This window comes from Sulfurospirillum sp. 1307, from assembly GCF_054408545.1.
In genome coordinates this window covers 2,051,259-2,071,614 of sequence record NZ_CP176011.1, presented here as the reverse complement: position 1 = coordinate 2,071,614, position 20,356 = coordinate 2,051,259, and the positions used below count along the sequence as shown (strand labels likewise).

17 protein-coding genes are annotated in these 20,356 nt (G+C 30.2%); 6 read left to right on the top strand and 11 right to left on the bottom strand.

The window, feature by feature from the left end:
• The 6 genes from ACKGJI_RS10610 to ACKGJI_RS10585 all read right to left on the bottom strand — a co-directional run bounded on the left by ACKGJI_RS10610 (position 1) and on the right by ACKGJI_RS10585 (position 6,220).
• Positions 1-288 carry a DUF134 domain-containing protein gene (locus ACKGJI_RS10610; RefSeq protein ID WP_458700280.1) on the bottom strand — a complete coding sequence of 96 codons (288 nt, stop codon included), beginning with the start codon at positions 286-288 and terminating at the stop codon, positions 1-3.
• A gap of 230 nt (positions 289-518) precedes the next feature.
• Positions 519-1,982, bottom strand: coding sequence for a DEAD/DEAH box helicase (locus ACKGJI_RS10605; RefSeq protein WP_458700279.1), 1,464 nt, complete (start codon positions 1,980-1,982; stop codon positions 519-521).
• A gap of 214 nt (positions 1,983-2,196) precedes the next feature.
• Complete coding sequence (locus ACKGJI_RS10600) at positions 2,197-3,411, bottom strand: ArsS family sensor histidine kinase (RefSeq protein ID WP_458700278.1); 1,215 nt, start codon at positions 3,409-3,411, stop codon at positions 2,197-2,199.
• Positions 3,408-4,085: a response regulator transcription factor gene (locus ACKGJI_RS10595; protein WP_458700277.1), complete on the bottom strand. Its 678-nt coding sequence runs from the start codon at positions 4,083-4,085 to the stop codon at positions 3,408-3,410. Before ACKGJI_RS10595 ends, ACKGJI_RS10600 begins: the two co-directional genes overlap by 4 nt.
• Before the next feature lie 195 nt (positions 4,086-4,280).
• Positions 4,281-5,399 (bottom strand): PAS domain-containing protein, encoded by a 1,119-nt coding sequence (locus tag ACKGJI_RS10590; RefSeq protein WP_458700276.1) that lies wholly within the window; start codon positions 5,397-5,399, stop codon positions 4,281-4,283.
• Between the two features lie 98 nt (positions 5,400-5,497).
• Positions 5,498-6,220: a thioredoxin domain-containing protein gene (locus tag ACKGJI_RS10585; RefSeq protein WP_458700275.1), complete on the bottom strand. Its 723-nt coding sequence runs from the start codon at positions 6,218-6,220 to the stop codon at positions 5,498-5,500.
• 85 nt (positions 6,221-6,305) lie between these two features.
• Here ACKGJI_RS10585 and ACKGJI_RS10580 point away from each other — a divergent pair, with 85 nt between their 5' ends.
• The gene (locus ACKGJI_RS10580) at positions 6,306-6,500 is read left to right on the top strand and encodes a hypothetical protein (RefSeq protein WP_458700274.1); all 195 of its coding nucleotides are present in this window, start codon (positions 6,306-6,308) and stop codon (positions 6,498-6,500) included.
• 66 nt (positions 6,501-6,566) lie between these two features.
• The gene (locus tag ACKGJI_RS10575; RefSeq protein ID WP_458700273.1) at positions 6,567-7,799 is read left to right on the top strand and encodes an EAL and HDOD domain-containing protein; all 1,233 of its coding nucleotides are present in this window, start codon (positions 6,567-6,569) and stop codon (positions 7,797-7,799) included.
• Here ACKGJI_RS10575 and selB read toward each other — a convergent pair.
• Genes selB through ACKGJI_RS10550 form a run of 5 tightly spaced genes read right to left on the bottom strand, consistent with a single transcriptional unit; the run spans position 7,792 to position 14,384 of the window.
• Positions 7,792-9,627 carry a selenocysteine-specific translation elongation factor gene (gene selB, locus ACKGJI_RS10570; RefSeq protein WP_458700272.1) on the bottom strand — a complete coding sequence of 612 codons (1,836 nt, stop codon included), beginning with the start codon at positions 9,625-9,627 and terminating at the stop codon, positions 7,792-7,794. The genes ACKGJI_RS10575 and selB overlap by 8 nt on opposite strands.
• Positions 9,627-10,961 (bottom strand): L-seryl-tRNA(Sec) selenium transferase, encoded by a 1,335-nt coding sequence (gene selA / locus ACKGJI_RS10565; protein ID WP_458700271.1) that lies wholly within the window; start codon positions 10,959-10,961, stop codon positions 9,627-9,629. Before selA ends, selB begins: the two co-directional genes overlap by 1 nt.
• A gap of 3 nt (positions 10,962-10,964) precedes the next feature.
• Positions 10,965-11,633, bottom strand: a complete 669-nt coding sequence (locus tag ACKGJI_RS10560) for a response regulator (protein ID WP_458700270.1) — start codon at positions 11,631-11,633, stop codon at positions 10,965-10,967.
• Positions 11,626-13,239: a sensor histidine kinase gene (locus ACKGJI_RS10555; RefSeq protein WP_458700269.1), complete on the bottom strand. Its 1,614-nt coding sequence runs from the start codon at positions 13,237-13,239 to the stop codon at positions 11,626-11,628. Before ACKGJI_RS10555 ends, ACKGJI_RS10560 begins: the two co-directional genes overlap by 8 nt.
• Entirely contained in the window at positions 13,236-14,384 is a 1,149-nt protein-coding gene (locus ACKGJI_RS10550) for an ABC transporter substrate-binding protein (RefSeq protein WP_458700268.1), read from the bottom strand. Before ACKGJI_RS10550 ends, ACKGJI_RS10555 begins: the two co-directional genes overlap by 4 nt.
• A gap of 364 nt (positions 14,385-14,748) precedes the next feature.
• Between ACKGJI_RS10550 and ACKGJI_RS10545 the strand changes: the two genes are divergently transcribed.
• From ACKGJI_RS10545 to ACKGJI_RS10530, 4 genes are all read left to right on the top strand, one after another.
• Positions 14,749-16,419, top strand: coding sequence for a 4Fe-4S binding protein (locus ACKGJI_RS10545; protein ID WP_458700266.1), 1,671 nt, complete (start codon positions 14,749-14,751; stop codon positions 16,417-16,419).
• Entirely contained in the window at positions 16,419-17,201 is a 783-nt protein-coding gene (locus ACKGJI_RS10540; RefSeq protein ID WP_458700265.1) for a TorD/DmsD family molecular chaperone, read from the top strand. Before ACKGJI_RS10545 ends, ACKGJI_RS10540 begins: the two co-directional genes overlap by 1 nt.
• 99 nt (positions 17,202-17,300) lie before the next feature.
• Positions 17,301-17,498, top strand: a complete 198-nt coding sequence (locus ACKGJI_RS10535; RefSeq protein WP_458700264.1) for a twin-arginine translocation signal domain-containing protein — start codon at positions 17,301-17,303, stop codon at positions 17,496-17,498.
• 18 nt (positions 17,499-17,516) lie between these two features.
• Positions 17,517-20,348 carry a formate dehydrogenase subunit alpha gene (locus tag ACKGJI_RS10530; protein WP_458700263.1) on the top strand — a complete coding sequence of 944 codons (2,832 nt, stop codon included), beginning with the start codon at positions 17,517-17,519 and terminating at the stop codon, positions 20,346-20,348.
• Positions 20,349-20,356: the final 8 nt, after the last annotated feature.

Below are 20,356 nucleotides of genomic sequence, written 5' to 3'. Positions count from 1 at the left end.
TTATCTTGATTCTACTTTCAATAGTTTTTGATTTAACAAAGCATCAGTTACTTTTTTTCTAGCTGATACAACTAACCTCGAAAAAGTAGTTCTAGATATATTCATTTTATCAGCACAATCTTGTTGATACAATGACTCAAAATCAGCCAATCTAAGAGCCTCCATTTCATCATCGTATATGGTTATGCTTTCTAGTTCATCTCCTTTTATACCACATGGCTTAAAGCAGATTTCTTCATGATTTGCATCTATATTTCTACTCTTTCGTTTTCTTCCACAGCATTTCATGAAATACTTCCTTATATGCACATATGTTCGTAATTATATCGCACATATGACCATAAAGTCAAGAAAAATATGAAAAAATTATAGTAAATATAAATTTATTTTATAAAATAGTTAGGTTGATTATATGCTAAACTTAGTAATTTTTAAAATGAGAGTTTTTTTAAGAGGTATTTTATTTGTAGTTAAGTATTTACATGTAGAGATTTTCTCTACATGTAAAAAAGGTTTACTTAAGAGTTACGTCTGTTTCTATTTCTATCGTTTCTATGGCGAGAAGAGTGGCTTCTTCCACCGCCTTCACGTCTTGCTCTAGGATTTCTTCCATAGCGTCTATTGCTTTTACTTTTTTCTTTTTCTGAAAATCTTTTTAGTATATTGCTTAGAGATTTTTTATCAAAACCAATTTTATCAGGCCCAGCAACTGCATTTTTATCCATCAAAATTGATATGAGTTTCAGAGCAATTTGAGCCATGTCCATATCATTTTCAAGCATATTTAGTATCTCTGTTGCATCATCATTTAATTTTGTATTTTTTATATCATTTGCTAATTTTTCTAATCTAGCTTTATTTACATCTTTTACAGTTGGAATGAATTTTTGTATTAGACTAGTTCCTACTTTTTTTGCAATTCTTTGCATTGAGTGATATTCCATCGGAGTTAGGATTGTAATTGCTGTTCCTTTTTTACCAGCACGTCCTGTTCTTCCTATTCTGTGAACATAACTATCTGGATCAAAAGGCATATGAAAGTTAAAAACATGACTAATATCGCTTACATTTAATCCACGAGCTGCAACATCTGTTGCTACTAGGATTTCTATTTGTGAGCTTCTAAAAGCTTTGATAACGCTTTCTCTTTGGTTTTGCTCCATATCTCCATGAAGACCTTTTGCTCCATATCCGACAGCTGTTAATTGGTTTGAGAGTCTATCAACCTCTTTTTTTGTTCTACAAAATACAATAGCTTTTTGAGGAGTCGTAGCATCAAGAAGCCTAATCATAGCACTATCTCTTTCGCTTTCATTTACTACATAGTAAAGTTGTTCAATATCTTCATTTGTAGTGTGATCTTTTGGAGTAACACTTACATATTTTGGATCTCTTAAAATCTTTTTTGCTAATCTTTTGATGGGTTCAGGCATAGTTGCACTAAATAAAAGTGTTTGTCTATCTTCAGGTAGGTATGAAAAAATTTGTTCAATATCATCTAAAAATCCCATATCAAGCATTTCATCTGCCTCATCAAGTACTATGATACTTGGTTTGAAATTTTTTAATCTATTGTTTTTTAAAAGATCAAGTAATCTTCCAGGAGTTGCTACTACTACCGAAGCTCCTTTTTCAACAAGTGAAATTTGTCTAGTATATGAGCTTCCACCATAAATTGTTACAGTTCTAATGCCTCTGTATTTTCCTAGAGTATAAAGTTCATCACTAACTTGAGTTGCAAGCTCTCTAGTTGGAGTTACTACTAAAATTTCTACCTTATTGTTAGGTTCAATCATACTCATAGTAGATAGACCAAATGCTGCTGTTTTTCCTGTTCCTGTTTGTGCTTGAGCAACTATGTCGCTACCTTGCATGACTAGAGGAATTGCTTGTTCTTGTACTGGGCTTGGCTCTCTAAAGCCAGCTTCTTTTACTGCTTTTAATATATCTTCGTGCAGTCCGAATGATTCAAATGTGTTCATGTATTATCCATGTAATAAATTTTTAAAACTTCCATTACATGTAAAGGCAATCTTTACTACATAAAAATTTTGAGTTAATTATTTGTGGGTAAAAACTCGGTAACTAGTATGTAAAAACCTACATACTTGCTCGGAGATTTCCAAATCTTGGTAGGTTTTGTGAAGTTCATAAGAAGTTCTAAATTGCGCTCATTATACTTAGTTTTACTTAATATTAGCTTGGGTTGGTTTGAATTATGAAATTATTGATGCCATCGATATGTTTATATTCTAATTTCATACCATGTAATTTTATAAGATTTATAGTAATAAAAAGTCCAAATCCTAAACCTCTGGAGCTTTTTTGTTTCTTGCCTTCTAGAAAATATGGTTGCGCATATTTTTCCAAAGAAAACTCTAAAGGTGGGGCTTCATTTCTTATGATTATTGTATCTTTTGTAGAAATTACTTCTACTTTTTTATTGTAAGAATAATTTATACCATTGTCTATTAGGTTTTTAAGAGCTGTGGCAAATAGTTCAAAATCAACCATTAGACTCATTGGGGCAATTTTCAAGTCTACTTTTTCTTTTTCATGATTTATCAAATCAAGACTAAAATCAATTATGTCTTGAAGTGAGTATTTCTCTTTTTTCAGTTCAAGTTCATTTGCATTTAGTTTTTCAATCCTTGCAAACTCTTCTATAAGATTTTCTTGTCTTTTAAATGCATTTTTTAAAGTTGTTTGATAAATCGATTCTTCTATCATTTCACAAGCTAGTTTGCCTTTTGTTATTGGAGTTTTAAGCTCATGCATTATATTTCTTAAAAAAAGTTGTCTTGAATCTCTAAGCTTTTTAATTTTTTTAACGCTTTTGTCAAACTCATTAGCAAGTATTGCTATTTCATCTTTTTTATCACTTTTGCAGTTAATGTTATAGTTTCCCTCCGCAAACTCTATTACTTTTTTTCTAAGGTCATAAAGTGGAAGAATACTTTTTATGATAGTTATATATAAGATTAAAATTAGTACAAATGCAACAATTGGAAATATAGTAGTCAAATAAAATTTTTTCTCATATGGTGCTTTAAAAACTATTTTATTATTTATGATAGTATAAATATCGCCATGAAAAGGCACTGTTTTTATCTTGATTGAACGTTTATTGGCAAAATTTTTCATACGTTGTTGCATAAAATCAGATGTTTTATCTTTTAGTATCCTATCTTTTAACTTATCATCTTTTACAAGAATATATCCTGCACTTTTTAGAGTATCAAAATCTACTGAACCTTTGGCTCCTACTAATGCTCTAGTATATCTTTGGATATTATGAATTTCGTTAAACATAGTATGTGATTTTATGGAGAAAAAAATTGCTCCAATTCCAATGAGAGCTATAACAAAAACAATAGTTATTTTAGATATTAAAGAGTTATACCACTTCACGCTTGTAGCCTATATCCAATCCCTCTTATTGAGTGTATATGTTTTTGCTCTTTTGAGTTCTCCCCTAGTTTAGTTCTAATTCTGCTTATTAGAACATCTAAGCTTCTACTGTCACTCTCGTCATTTAATGATGGTGCATTTCCTATGAGTTCACTTCTAGGGATTACACGTCCCTCTTTTTTTAACATATAGGATAAGACTTCATACTCTGCTCTTGTAAGATTTAGTGGTTCGTTTTTAAAAAATATTATTGATTTATTTTTGTCTAATGTTATGTCATGATTTTCTTCAGTATGAGTGGAATTTGTTCTTTTAAATCTTCTTAAAACGCTCATAATTCTAGCATATAACTCTTTTGGTTCATATGGTTTTGGCAGGTAATCATCAGCTCCAAGTTCCAAACCTACAATTTTATCCTCGATATCACTTCTAGCACTTGAAATTATGATAGGTATATCACTTTTTTCTCTTACTTCTCTACAAATTTCAAGTCCATCCATACCAGGAAGAGACAAGTCTAATATCAATAAATCATATTTGTTTATACTAAGAGCACTTATGCCCAAAAATGGATCATCAAAATTTTCGACTTCAACATTGTATTTTTTTAAAAAATCAATAAGCATCTGAGCCAATTCACAATCATCTTCAATCATAATAATTTTTGGATTCATACTTTTCTCCTTTGAAGATTAAAAAACTCTAGTTTAAGTTTTATATCAAATTTTATCGGTTCTTGGGACGTTTATTTGTGCAAGGATGCACAAATAGTCCGAGGCCTCGGAAAAAATGCAAGGATGCATTTTTGAGAATGAGATAAAAATTGATATAAAACTTAAACTTAAATTGTCGTAAAATATTTTAGCAAGTTAATGTGAATGATTTGTTAATTCTACTCCAAAACAAAATAAAATTTTCTCTTTCTCTTTTTCTAAAGGAAGTTTGTATGTGAGGAATTTTTTGTGTTGATTTTTATCATCTATATAAGTTTCTGTATGTTCATGTTTACTCTCAAAAAAAGCTTCCCTATCACTTTCTTGAATCTCTTTTGCAATTTCTTTAGTAAATAGTTCTTCATCTGTTTTATTTATGAAAGATTGAAATCCTAATAGTTTTTGATAGTAAAGATTTGCATAAAGATATTTGCCTGATTTATCTTTGATGTAAAAAATTGCTGGTAAATTTTCTATAAAGTTGGTATGTAATTCATGATGCATTTTTAAACTCGAAATTTCTTCTTTTATCTGTGTTACATCTCTTAGCGTACCGTAAACTTTTGTTATTTTGTCATTTTTACTAAAAACTCCTTTACCTCTCATATTTAGCCATTTTTGTTTAGAAGAAGTTTTTAACCTATAATCAATATTTATAAAATCAGAACCGCCATTTATATGAGTTGCTAAAGCTTCATTTACTTTTGCTATATCGTAGGATTCAATTATATTTAATAGTTCTGACATTGTTTTTGCTTCAATTTCATCTTCGCTATACTCTAGTAGTGTTTTTGCTTTTTTGGATATTTTAATAAAATCAGATTTCACATCCCATTGCCAGTATCCATCTTGGCTACCATCAAGTGCAAATTTGATTGATTCATAGTTTTCAAATAATCTTTTTTTGCCTTTTTGTATCTTGCTAATATCAACGATAACTCCCACATCCCCCTCTAAAAAGTTTGAATAATAAACGATTGATGGTTTTCTTATACCGTTGTCATAGAGTAGTTCACATTCTGTTACAGAGGTTTTTTGAAAAGAATCTAACTCTTTTATGATTTTATTTTTGCAATCTTTAAAAGCAATTTCGAAGGCTTTGTTGGCATTTTTAAATTTATGGTTTTCATCATGTGTAAAAATTGGAATATTTATATTGGACAGTGCCTTTTTGTAATTTTCTAATTCTATTTTAGTTTTTTGATTATTTTTGTGTTTAAAAAAATATAAAATAAGAAGTAAAAGGTTTGAACAAATTAATACAAGTTCTAGCATAATAATCCCTTTTTGTTATTGCTACACCAACAAATTATCTCAATTATTGAGTTGTTTTGTTGGTGTCATAATATCTATATTATAAAACAAAAAGGTTTTTATTTTAATAATTCTTTTTCGTTTACATAAAAAGGTACACCTTTTAGTCCAGCATCAAAATAAGCTCTTCTTTGAGCTTCTTCTGCTTGAACCTCTTCATCGCTTACTTTTTCATCTACACTTGCAGTTTCACTAAAATATTTTTTTATTATCTTAATTTTTTCTTCTGTACTTTTTGCATCTTTTGTTTGTTTTTCTATAAGGATTGCTTTTTCCAATGAGCTTTTGTCATGAACAGGAGTAAAAATATACTTTAAGTTATATTTTTTTAATTTTTCTTCTATGTTTTCTACTTCTTTTCTACAAAATGGACACTCAGGATCAGTAAATTTTACTAGAGTTTCTTTTTCTGGATCATTTCCTAAAGTAATAATTTTATCTTTGTTTTGGTTTTTATAAAGCTTAGCTAGTTCCATAGCAAGCTTTTGTTTATCTAATTTATCTTTTATACTACCTTCTTTGATTGTAATGACATCAGGAAAAATCAAATCACCTTGAGTAAAAACTGAAAGCTTTTGAGTTCGTGAACCATCACTTAAATTAAGTGAAACATAATCCATACCTTCAATTTGTTGTATAGGGATTCTAGAAGTAACTTTTACAGTTACTGTTGGTACAGGAATTTGAGATTTAAAGTACTTCACTATTTGCTCATCAGTTGCAGCATTTAAAGAGGAGGCAACTAAAGAAGCCATTAATAAAAGTTTATATACATTTTTCATAAATTAGCCTTTACATGTAATATGTTTTTGATTTGTGTTATTATACAATTGCTAAGCAAATATATTTTAAACAAGATAGGTAAATATGAACAAAGAAGAGCTTATAAAAGAAATAGAAAAAATGATAGAATCAGATCCAAATGCCACACCAATGGAGTTAAGTGTACTAGAGTTTTTGAGTGAAGATGATTTAAAATCTGTACTAAAAAACCTATATAAATCAAAAGAAACTAGAAGTGAGCAAAATGAAGAGTGGTTTAATGAATTATGTAAACAATAAATGTTATTATACTTTTATATAATTCATGAGATAATATGTTTTAAAAGGTAATTTTTAGAGGTTTTTATGATTCAAGATTTTTATATAGCAAAACAACCGATTATTGATTTAAATAACCAAGTTTATGGTTACGAATTACTTTTTAGAACAGTAGATAGCAGTGGAGATTTAAAAGCTGTTTTTAAAGATGATTTACTAGCTACTGCAAAAGTACTAGTAAATGCATTAAATCACTTTGGAATAAACTCTTTAGTTAACAATAACATAGCTTTTGTAAATATGGATCAAGAGTTTTTACTTGATCCTATGATATTTAGTATTCCAAAAGAGCGTTTTATTTTAGAAATATTGGAAAATACAGTTATAGATGAAAAGACTATCAAAAGGGTAGTGGAGTTAAAAAATCTTGGTTATAAATTTGCTTTAGATGATGTGCATTGTAATGATGGTTTTATAGAGAGATTTAGTCCAATATTTCCTTATATTGATATACTTAAACTTGATGTTTCTTTGATAAAAGAGAATACGTTAGAAAAGTATTTGGATGGTTTTAAAAAATACAGTTTTAAAATGCTTGCAGAAAAAGTTGAAACTCAAAGAGATTATGAACGGTATAAATCCTATGGCTGTGAACTTTTTCAAGGCTACTATTTTGCAAAGCCAGATATTGAGCAAAAAAAATCTATCGATCCAGCCTTTAAAAAAATATTTCAGCTCATTAATCTATTAGATAATGATGATGTTGAACTTATGGATTTTGTACGCGAATTAGAATCAGAAGTTGAGCTTACGATTCAGCTTTTAAGATTTATAAATTCAAGTTATGTTGAACTTAGAAAAGAGATAAAATCAGTCCAACAAGTCGTTATGATGTTAGGTAGAAAGCCATTGAAACAGTGGCTACTTTTGATTGCATTTTCAAAGTCAATGCAAAATGAATCAATGATAGAAAAAAATCCTATATTAGTACTTGCTCAAAATCGTTCAAAAATTATGTCATCTCTTGCTAAAGCTATGAATAGTAAAAGTTGTGATATTCACGAAGCATCTTTTGTTGGTGTTTTGTCTTTGGTTGACGCGCTTTTAAGAATGCCAATAGATATTATCTTAGATGAGATAAATGTTGATAATAATGTTAGAGACGCTTTGTTGGAAAAAACAGGAGAGCTTGGAAAACTGTTGGAGCTTGTAATTGCTATTGAAAGATTTGATATGCCAAAGACTGATGAGCTTTTAGATGATTTAAAACTCACCAATCTTCAGTTAAGTAATATACTTCAAAATAGTTATATTAATTAGTTAAAAACCTTTTCATACCCTCTTTTTTTACATCATCATACATATCTAAATAATCCAAATATGCTACAAGATACTTTCTACTCATATCATAATGTGCTCTAAAAGAGTTGATATCAACACTGCCTTCATTTTTCATAATTTCTCTAAGTCTTGTCATTATAGTACTTAGATTTTGAGATGTAACGAAAAGGTTGTGAGCTAGACGAACTACTTTTTTGGCTTTAGTTAGCCTTTTTAGAGCATCATCTCCCATTTTTCTATCGATATCTAGTTCATCATATATATTATAAGGAGCAGTTGGAGTGTAGCCTTCATCTTGCAAGATAGAATATATTTTGTCTTCTATAACTTTATCTACATTATCAACATTGATATTAGGGTTTTTATATATACCATCTTTAAATTCTAATTTTCCTTCTTTTACTAAATCTTCTAAAACTTCTTTTAAAAGAGTAGCACTTGCCCACTTGATTTTCAAAGATAAAGAGTTTGAAGACAAAAGAGCATATTCATTTTTTTTATAAATTGCTTCAATTTTCTCTTTTAATTCATCTTTTATGCTGAGTGGGTAAAGAACTAAACCATTTTCATCAATAAAAACATTATCAATCTGTTTTGCTATCTCGATGGCTTCATCATGATTTAATCCAAATCTTTGATTTGAAGAGATAAGTCCAAATCCTCTTTTATGGATATTTACTAAAATTTCAAATGCACTTTTAAAATCCTCATCTTTTAAAGCTTTTAGTAATTCTAGTTTTACTTTCTTTTTAATAGGGTCATTGATAGGATTAATTACTCTTCCTCCACCTATTGTTCTTCCACTAGCACATAGGATAAAAGGTTCATTATGAACCAAAAAAATCTTTTGTTTAAATTGTAATCTAGCAAATCCTTTTTCTGCTTCTTCGTTGTTGTTGTAGAGTAAAACTTTTGCTTCAACTTGCTTTGTTCCTACAAATAGTGAAAGTGTGGTATTGTGTTTTATCTTGTGGTTTGAAATTCCCTCAACCCATACATCAACACTCTCAAATCCTCTAATGAAACCTTTTTTGCAAAGCAAAGTCCCTTTTTTTAAAGCAACTTTTGGATTTTGAAGGTTGATTGCTGTTCTTTGAGAACTATATGCTTCTTCAACATCTTTTTCGTGAACTTGTAAATTTTTTACAACTATTTCCTTGTTAAGTTCTGGTGCAAAAACTTTATCTCCAACCTTGATAGTGCCATCTAAGACAGTTCCTGTAACTACTGTTCCAACTCCAGCTAGACTAAAAGAGCGATCTATATAGTATCTAAATAGACCATTACTAGGTTTTGGCTCAACTGGTATTGAAAAAAGCTCATTTTTTAACTTTTCAATAGAGTTTTTATCATAAATACTAACAGTAATGATTGATTTTAACTCCAAATTAGAAAATGTTTTAAAATACTCATTTATCTCTTCTGCTCTTTTTTCTATCGTTTCATTATCAGCTAAATCAGCTTTTGTCAAAGCTACAATGATATGCTTTACATGTAGAAGATTTAAGATTTCAAGATGCTCGTTTGTCTGGGGCATAATCCCCTCATTTGCATCAATCACAACCATACTAGCATCAAAACCAAATGCTCCAGCAATCATATTTTTAAGTAGTTTTTCATGGCCTGGAACATCAATGAAAGCTACATTAGTATCTTCATTAATGAGATTTGAAAAACTCAAATCTATAGTAATCCCTCTTTTTTTCTCTTCTTCTAGTGTATCTCCACTAAATCCTGTAAGTGCTTCAATGAGTGCAGTTTTTCCATGGTCAACATGACCAGCTGTTCCTACTATTATGTAATTCATTAGACTATCTCTTTTATTGTTTTTATGATTGTTTCTTCATCTCTTGGAAGTATACTTCTAAAATCTATCAAAAATTTATCATTTTCAATTCTTCCAATCAAATATTTAGACCTAAATTTTCTCTCTAAATCTTTTGCTTTTCCCTTGACATGTAAAGCAACAGTTGGAAACTCTCTATTTGGAAGAGTTCCTCCCCCCATAAATGTTTTAGTGTGAATTATATCACATTTATCTGACCCTACTTTTTCAGCCATATCTTTAACCCTAGTTTCTAAATCCGATATATCTTGAAAGAGAAGCCAAAGAGTAGGAATAGATTTTAAATCATCTTTTAGATATGATTTTATGGTTTCTTCCAAGATACTTAAAGTTATCTTATCAACTCTTAACATCCTTAAAAGTTGATTCTTCTTAAGTTTTGAAATTAGCTCTTTTTTGCCTGCAATTATTCCTGCTTGAACACTTCCAAAGAGTTTATCTCCACTAAAACTAATAAGTGATGGATTGTATTTTAAAATTGTCTTTAATGAAGGCTCATTATTGCTAAGGTTGTAAGGAAGCTCTGGGATATATCCACTTCCCAAATCATAATAATCTATTAAATTGTTTTTTTCACAAAGCTCTTTTATATCAGCATAGTTTGTATCTTCACTAAAACCTTCAATACTAAAGTTGGATTGATGAACTTTCATAAGCATTGAAGTATTTTCATTGATGGCATTTTCATAATCACTTTTTTTAGTTTTATTTGTAGCTCCAACCTCTTTAAGTATAGCTCCACTTTGTTTCATTACTTCTGGTATCCTAAAACTTCCACCTATTTCTACAAGCTCACCCCTTGAAACTATTGCTTCATGGTCTTTTGCAAAAGTATTTAGTATTAAAAAGACAGCACTTGCATTATTGTTCACTATCAAGACATCTTCTACATGTAAAAGATTTTTCATGTGGTTTGTTACATGCTCATACCTCTCTCCACGGCATCCTTCTTTTAGATTATATTCTAGGTTTGAATAGTTTGTTATAACTTTTGAAGCTCTTTTAAGCAACTCTTCATCTATCAAACTTCTTCCCATATTTGTGTGGAGTATAACTCCAGTCGCATTAATTAGAGGTATTAAAGATGGTTCAAAAATTTTTTCGTAACTTTTTTTAACTTCATCTTCAAGCTTTTCTATATCAAAAGATTCAATCTCTTTTGATAAAAGTTTTGCCCTTACATCTTCAATCTTTTCTTTTGCAATTTGTGTTATCAAATTTGTATTTAATCCACTGAATTTTTCACTTTGAATAAATTTGTCAATTTTAGGTAAATCTCTTAATGAGTGTTTCATCTTTTACTCCGGCATTGGCAGTTTAGTTTCATCAAAATAGTATTTTCCATTTTGTATCTTTGTTAATATCCCTTGATCACTTAAACTTTTAAAAAGTTTTATAACTGTTGGTTTGCTTACATCTACTCTTTCCATTATTTCACTGTAAGAATAATTTAGTATGTTTTCATCATCTAAATTTTTTATGATAAATCGAATCAAATCAACTTGCTTACCATCAGTTACTGCTGAAATTGTTTTAATGATATTGTATGATTTATCGATTTCTCTTTGTTGAATTTTTGGCATCAATACATCATGCAAGGAATTTAGCAACTCCTTAATGTTGATAGGCTTAATGATATAATTTTCTACCTTTAGCTTGATTGCATCTAAAAGGTGTTCTGTATCAGTATGAGCGGTTGTTAATATGGCAGGAATGTCAATGTTTAAATCTTTTTTTAAATGTCTTAAGAAATCTATGCCATTTTCATTTTTTAAAAGTATATCAGAAATTATAACATCAATATGGTGTTTATTGATGATTTCCATAGCTTCATCGCATGTGCTTACAGGAAAGATATTTTTAGCAAAATCTTCTAAAACTGAAGTAGTATGCTTCAATAAATCAGCTTCATCTTCGATATAAAGGATATTAAAACTATTTAATAAATCAAAATCTCTTTTATTCATTACTTTCTCCACTTGTGAGTTCTTTTTTAGGAATTTCTATAGTAAACATGGCACAATCATACATCTTTTCTTCACTACCTAATTTATGTTTTATATTTTTACAAGCAATTTTTCCGCTCATGTGCTTTTCAATCATCTGTTTTGACATATAAAGCCCAATACCTGTTCCTACACTTTTGTGTTTGGTTGTAAAGTATGGATCAAATACTTTTGGCATTATATCGCTTTTGATTCCACCTGCATTGTCTATTACATTTATTATAACTTCTTTATTTGTGTTTTTTACTATAATTTTTATATATTTTGGATTAATTTTGCTAGATGATAGCGCATCTTTAGAATTATTTATAAGATTTAAAATAACATGAGTTAATTCATTTTCAAAGCCATAAATTTCTATGTTTGCATTTATTGAAAAATCAACCAAGACAGCTTCTTTTTCAAGCTGATATTTTGTCAAGTCAATTGCTTTTTGAATAACATCTTTTATTTTGAATTTTTTGTGAGTTTTATTTGGATCAAAAAAAGTTCTAAAATCTTCTAAAGTTTCACTCATATTTTGTGCTAACTTTCTAGCATCTTCAACCCTTGATTCTACAAAATCTTCTGTTAGTTTACCTGCTAAAAACTTAGATTCAAAACTTTGTATTATCATCATCAAAGCTCCTAGAGGCTGTCGCCATTGATGAGCTATGTTTTGAAGCATTTCTCCTAAGCTAGCAAGTCTTGCTTGAGCAAACATGATTTGATCTTTTTTTCTACTATTTTGAACCTCTTTTTTTATTCTTTTTTCTAGAGAGCTATTTAGAGTTTTTAGCTCTTTTGTTTTTTCCTCAACTTTTTCTTCAAGCGAATTGTGTAACTCTTTGAAGTGATTTACAAGTATTGCAGAGATTATAATGCTTAGAAAGAAAACTAAACCAATGAGTAAAAAAAGCATATATATACTTGTATTGAAAATTCTATCATTTCTATTTTTTTCTGCAATAGCATCTTTTAGATGCGAATTTATAAGGCTAGATAAGTAAATATTTATAGAGTTTATTTCTAAAAATATATCATTTATTTTTGCTTCTATTTCAAATCTTTCTTTCTTATTTAAATCTTTTATAATTTGTTCTAGTTTGTTATCCAAGCTTTGCATTTTTTGTTCAATTTTAAACTTAACTCCCTTTTGATAGTAATTTTTACTTGGCAGACTTTGGGACAATAAGAAGAAATTTAGCCAGTCACTAGCAAATTTTGTAAATCCTCCTATGTTTGCTTGTACAGCTTTATTATAATTCCCCCATTGTGCTTTTATGATAGTCCTTGCAAGATTTAAAACTTCTGAAGCATTTTGCATATCAATATTTTCTTCTTTCAAATCATACAAGGTATCATAAATATTTACAGTATATATATCTTTTATATCTTCAAGTCCAACTTGTGGAATTGTTCTTTTTTGATATAGCGTTTCATAGTCATACTTAATTGCAAAGATTGATATAAGCATTAAAAATCCAATCATCATCATACTAAGAGCTATAACAGAAATCAGTAGTTTAGTTTTATTTGTAAAAGTAATTTTATTTAAAAACTTATTTATTGTTTGATTAGATGTCATTTTAAATTCTCTTCAATTTGCTTAAACTTCCCTTTTTCATAGACACTCAGATAGACCTTATTTAAAAGTTGAGTATTTTTATACTTAATAGGTATGTTTTCCAATAAGTTTTGAGGAAGACTTTTTAATTCTTGTAAAAATCTTTTTCTATTAATACTATCTTTTATTTGCCATAGAGCTTCTACAACTAGCTTAGCAGCTAGAAAAGATTCAAAAGAAGTATATGTTGGCTCAGCATTTGGATAATAAAAATTTAATAGCTTGAGATACTCTTGAGTAATTTTATTGCTTGAATCATTATAAGGAGGAACAGTTTGCGAAAATATTATATTTTTTCCATCTCCATTTAACTCATCCATCAAAGCATTTGAATTTACAAAAGATATTGGTGCAAATATAACATCAGAAAAACAACACTCACGTGCTTTTCTTATAAAATGAGCACTTGGTTTATAAGCACCTACTATAATAACTGCTTCAGGTTTATTTGATTTTATTTCGTGTATGGCGTGCCTGATTGATAGGGTATTTCTTTTGTATGTTCCTTCACTTGTAAGTTTTAAATTACGTTTTTTTAATGCCTCAATTGTTGCAATATATCCTTCTTCTCCATAATCATCATTTTGATAAAAAATTGAAAATTTATTAAGTCCTTTTATATCATGCAAATAATTTATAATTTTTTCAATTTCCTCTTTATATGAGCTTCTAAAGTTCATTATGTTTTCATTATCACTGTTTCTTAAAAAAGAAGCTCCAGTATAAGGAGCTATAAAAGGGATATCAACATCATTTATTATAGGTAATATTGCTTTTACTGTAGGAGTTCCAACAAAACCAAATAGCGCAAAAGATTTATCCTCATTTATAAGTTTTTTTGTATTTCTTATTGTATTTTGTGGTTCATATTTGTCATCATAATAAATAAAATCAATGTGTTTACCATTTATACCACCTATTGCGTTTATATGAGAAAAGTAACTATTTGCTCCTTGTACTATCTCTTTACCTAATTCTTTATTAATACCACTTATTGGGATGGAAGAGCCAAGTACAATTTTGTTACTTTCATTTTTATCTAAAAATTTCAACAAGAAAAATACCAAAACTATAACGGAAAAAAATAGTAAAGCTCTCTTTATCAAGCATAATCCTTTAAAAATATTTAAATGGCCATATGAGATTATACTCAAAATATACTAAAACAAGCAAATTTTTTTTAATACAGTTAACAAGTATTAACCAGTAAAAATGAAATATCAGCAAAATGTATCAAAAAGTAAAAAAATAAAAAATTATATTTTTATAATAAAATTAAATATGTAAATTTTACATATTTAATAAAAGCCTATAAATAGGCAAGTATATCTTTCCTTATTGATAAAATTTATCGACTAAAGTAAAAAATACTTAATTTTCTTGATGATTAATTTTTTAAATTAAGTATGTTTTAATATATATCTATTTACAATAACGGTAAATAAGTATTGACCACTGCGAAAGGTAGAAATGCAAAAAGAGTATGTGTATTATGACCAAAATGGCATAGACTTTCCTTTAGATGATAGTATAGAAGTTTTGCAAGATATTAGTAAAAATGACGAATACCTAATATCAAATTCAAAAGAAGTAAATTCTACAATCTTAGCTAAAGAAATAAATTTTTATATAAAAAATACTAAAGATGATATATCAGAGCAAATTCAAAATATAAAAAAACTTTACGACATAAGGGCTACAAATTTTGACTTAGCACAGGATTTGGATTTTTCTTGTGAAGTTGGAGATAAACTTCTTATAGTTTCAGATAAAGATGAAAGTCAATTAGAAAATCAAATGAGCAAGTTTGGGTTTACTTGTGTTGTACTAAATCCTATAAATATAGTAGATGTAAATGGGCAAATTGGTAAGTTAGTTGTTACCATAAAAAAAGAAGAGGATTTTTTAGATTTAGAATGTGATCAAATCATTTGGGAAGATGCTCCAGGTTATGCAATGAAACAAAGTGGTGTTTATGATCCAAAGATAAAAACCTTAGAAGCTGTAATGCAAGAGGTTAAAAAGAATCTTGGAGAGTATAGATACAAAAACTTTGTAAAGTATGATTCTAATATTTGCCAATATCATGAAAGAAATACAGAGATTTGCGGAAAATGTGCTGAAGTTTGTCCAACAGTAGCAATACTAAAAGATGATAAAAACAAACATTTGGAATTTTCTCATGTTGATTGCCATGGTTGTGGAGGATGCATTAGCGTATGCCCTAGTGGAGCACTAGATTATGCACAAATGCCTAGAGTTGCCTTTTATGAAGTATCAAAGTTTTTTAAAAATCACACTGCTCTTATAATCCCTTCTAAAATGGAGTTAGATTCTTTACATGTAGAACTTCCAAAAGGAGTTTTGCCTTTAGCGATTGAAGGAGAAAAGTTTTTACACGAAGCTCATCTTTTAAGTCTTCTTCAAACAAGTGGAAATCAAATTGTTTTTTATACAGATTTCATTTCAAAAGGTACAGGGGATGTAATTAGGGTATTAAATGAAATATTTGAAAAAAAATATCAAAAACCAGCCATTTTAGTAGCAAAAGATGAAGATGAATTAACAGATGCATTAGCTAATCTTGAATCTTTAGAAGAGTGTATGTATGGAATAAATGAAGATGGACTTAAAAAAAGAGAAATTTTTTCAGCTCGCCTTTCACATTTAGTAGGTGAAGATGATTTGGGAGTAGTAAAAACTGGAGAGCATGTTCATTATGGCAATATAACTATCAATCAAGATACATGTACACTATGTTTAAGTTGTGTTGGGGCTTGTAATGTGAGAGCTCTAACTGCTCATCCAGAAGATAATACATTAAGATTTAATCCATCAATTTGTACGAATTGTACCTATTGTGAAGTTGTTTGTCCTGAACCAAATACTCTACATGTAATAAAAGATGAGATATCTTTAAATCCAAACTATTTTAAACAAAATATTATGGCACATGATGAACTTTTCAAGTGTGTTGAGTGTGGAGTTGAGTTTGCAACAGTTAAATCAGTTGAAAAAATAGCAAATATGATGAAACCTATATTTGGTAATGATGAAGTAAAAATTAGAACACTTTATTGTTGTGCTGATTGTAAGCCAAAAGTTATGCTTCAAGCGCACCTTAAAGAGAGGAATAAGTAATGATAAATAAAGAACAGTTAAATCCAGCAAGATCACTTTATTATGGTTTTTTTAGCAAAATGTTTGTTTTTAGTGAAAGTGAAGATAGATTTGCAGGAGTTAAAGAAGCACTTGAAGTCATGATTGAAAATTCTTTGGATGATAATTCAAAAGAGGCACTAAAAGAGATAAAAGAGTTTTTTGAACTTGGTGGAGAGCAAGTTTTTATTGAAGAGTATGATGAAATTTTTCATAATCCTGAAACCAAGATAGTAAGAAACACAGCATCATTTTATGATGAAGGACTAGAAAGTGGTAAGAAAAGATTAGAAGTTAAAAACTTTTTATCGAAAACTAGAATTAGAAGAGATGAAAAAAACTTTAAAGAGAGCGAAGATAGTGTTGGATTTTTAGTAACTTTTATGCACGAATTGATTGAACTAATCATCAATGGAGAAAAATCATACGATACTTTACAGCACTGTTTATTTAGTGAAGTTATAAATGAGTTTATTGATGAGTTTATAAGTGAAGTATATAATCATAAAAAAGCTAATGCATATAAATCAGTAGCTGTTGTATTTAATGCATTTATTGAGTTTGAAAGATTGTATTTTGATGTAGCAAAACCTGCTATAAAAGAAAGACCAGTTAAAAAAGAAACAAATGAATGTGAATTTATCAGTGATGAAGAAGCAAAAAGAAGAGCTGAAAATAGAGCTAAAAAAGCTGCTGATTCACTAGTTCAAGCATGTTCACTTGAAGAATCATATTCTGAAGGTGAAGAAGAGGGCGATTTATAACAGAGCCTATAAGGGCTCAGGGGTAAATTTTAATAAAAAGTTTAAAGTTTAGCCCTGACCCCTTTTGTAAGAGGTTAAATTCAAAGCAAGGAGGATTGTATGAAAGAATCTAGACGTAGTTTTTTGAAAAAAGCTGCAGTTGCGGGCTCTGTTGCAGCAGTTAGTACTGTAGCAGCTAGTGCAAAAGATGAAGCTACATACAGTTCAAATGGCGTTGTTGTAGGGCATTCTCCAAAGAAAGAGATACTTTACAAGAAAACTAAAGCTTGGGACGACTTTTATCGTTCAGCTCAATAGAGAAAAGGAGAGTTGAGTATGTCAAATTCTACTCAAAATGCTCTTTCTACTAAAATAGGACGTCGCTCGTTCATGAAAATGGCGGCAGTTGCTGGTGCATTTGGGGCAACAAGTGCATTTGCAAGTTCTAAAGTAACAAGAGCAGCAACAGAAGATGAGGTTAAAAACCCATTTCCTGGATCTAAGAAAGTAAGAACAATTTGTACTGCATGTTCAGTAGGTTGTGGAATTACTGCTGAGGTTCAAAATGGTGTTTGGGTTAGACAAGAAGTAGCACAAGACCATCCTGTTAGTAAAGGTGGCCATTGTTGTAAGGGTGCTGATATGATCGATATGGTCAGATCAGAAGTAAGACTTAAGTATCCAATGGTAAAAGAGGGCGGTAAATGGAAGCGTATCAGTTGGGATACAGCTTATGATAGAATCGCTAAAAAATTAGATAGTTTAAGAAAAACAAGTGGACCAGATAGTACAATTTTCTTAGGTTCAGCAAAAATGAGTACAGAGCAAGCTTACTACTTTAGAAAGTTTGCTGCAATGTTTGGAACAAACAATATAGATCACCAAGCTAGAATTTGACATAGTGCAACAGTCGCCGGTGTGGCGAATACATGGGGTTATGGCGCTATGACTAACTCACTTGGAGATATCCAAAACGCAAAAGCAATTATCATTTTTGGTGCGAATCCTGCGGTAAACCATCCAGTTGGTTTTCAGCACTTTCTAAAAGCAAAAGAAAGAAATAACGCTCAAATTATCGTTGTAGATCCTAGATTTACAAAAACTGCTGCAAAAGCTGATCTTTATGCACAAATCAGACCTGGTACTGATATACCTTTTATGTATGGTATGCTTCATATTATCTTCAAAAATGGTTGGGAAGATAAAAAGTTTATCAAAGATAGAGTATATGGTGTAGAAGATATCAGAAAAGAAGCAGAAAAATGGACACCTGAGAGAGTATCTGATGTAACTGGTGTAAGTGTAGAAAAACTAGTGCAAATTACTAGAGCTTATGCTAAGTCAACTCCAGGTACATTAGTATGGGCTATGGGTCTTACTCAACACTCAATTGGTTCATCAAATACTCGTATGGCTCCAATCTTACAGCTTTGTCTTGGAAATATGGGTGAAGAGGGTGGTGGAACAAACATCCTTAGAGGACATGATAATGTTCAAGGCGCTACTGATATGTGTTGTTTATCTCACACACTTCCTGGATACTACGGGCTAAGTGAAGGTTCATGGAAATATTTTGCTAAGAGCTGGGGAGTTGATTATAATTGGCTTGCTGGAAGATTTAAAAACAAAAAAATGATGAGTACAAAAGGTTTTACCCTTGCTAGATGGTATGCTGGTGTACTTGCTGGAAAACCAGGTGAAGATAAAATTCACAATGCTGGAACTAATCTAAAAGCTCTATTTGTTATGGGTAATGGTATAACTTCTATTGCTCAACAAGCAAAAGTAAAAGAAGCTCTTGATAACTTAGAATTGATAGTTCTAGCTGATCCATTTGTAAATGAAGCTGCTGTTTTAACTGATAAGAAAGATGATGTATTCTTACTTCCAGCTGCTACTCAGTTTGAAACTAGTGGTTCAGTTACTGCTACAAACCGTTCAGCACAATGGAGATATCAAGTAGTAGAGCCTATGTATGAGAGTAAACCTGACCATGAAATCATGTTTGAGTTTGCAAAAAGATTAGGTTTTTACAAAGAGTATACTAAAGGTATGCTAATTCGCGATAACAAAAAAGATTTCAAATGGCCTGAAGATGCTACTAATGAAATCGCTAGAATTATTAAAACTATTGGTCTTACAGGATGGACTGCTGAGAGAATCAAAAAGCATACAGACAATTGGCATATGTTTGATGAAGTAAGTCTAAGAGGTTTTGGTCCTATGAAGGGCGAATACTACGGACTTCCATGGCCTTGTTGGACTGAGAGTCATAGTGGTAGTCCAATACTTTATGATATCCATAGACCAGTAAGTGAAGGTGGTATGGGCTTTAGAAATAGATTTGGACTAGAGCATGATGGTGTTAGCCAGCTTGCAGGAGAGGGTTCAGCTCCTAAAAATTCAAAAGTAAAAGGTGGTTATCCTGAGATTACAGCTGCCAATATTGAAAAAGTTTTAGGCATTAAATTAACAGCTGATGAAAAGAAAAGAATTGGTAAAAACTGGAAAGTTGATACTAGTGGAATCATAGCTCAAAAGTGTATGGAAGCTGGAGTTGCTCCTTATGGAAATGCAAGAGCTAGAGCAAAAGTTTGGACATTCCCTGATCAAATTCCAATGCACAGAGAACCACTTCATTCTCCAAGAGCTGATCTTGCTAAGAAGTATCCTTCTTATAAAGATAAAGCAAATCATTATAGAGTTGATACTCAGTATATATCAAGACAAAGCAAAAAAGATTGGGCAAAAGATTTCCCTATCAATCTTGTAACTGGTCGTTTAGTAAATCTAAATGGTGCAGGTATGGAAAATAGAGCTAGTAAATATCTTGCAGCGCTTACTCCTGAGATGTTCTGTGATATCAACCCAGGTCTTGCTGCAAAATATGGTATCAGAAATGGGGATATGATGTGGATTCACTCACCAGAAGGTACTAAGATAAAAGTAAAAGCTAAGTATTCATATACTGTTAGCGAAGATAGAGTATTTTTACCTATGCACTTTGCAGGACACTTCCAAGGTGAAGATTTATCAGGAAAATATCCTGAGGGAACAAAACCATATGCAGTTGGTGAGAGTGCAAATACTGTTACTAACTATGGTTACGATATTATTACTCAGATTCCTGAAACAAAAGGCGGATTATGCCGCATAGAAAAAGCGTAGGGGGGTGA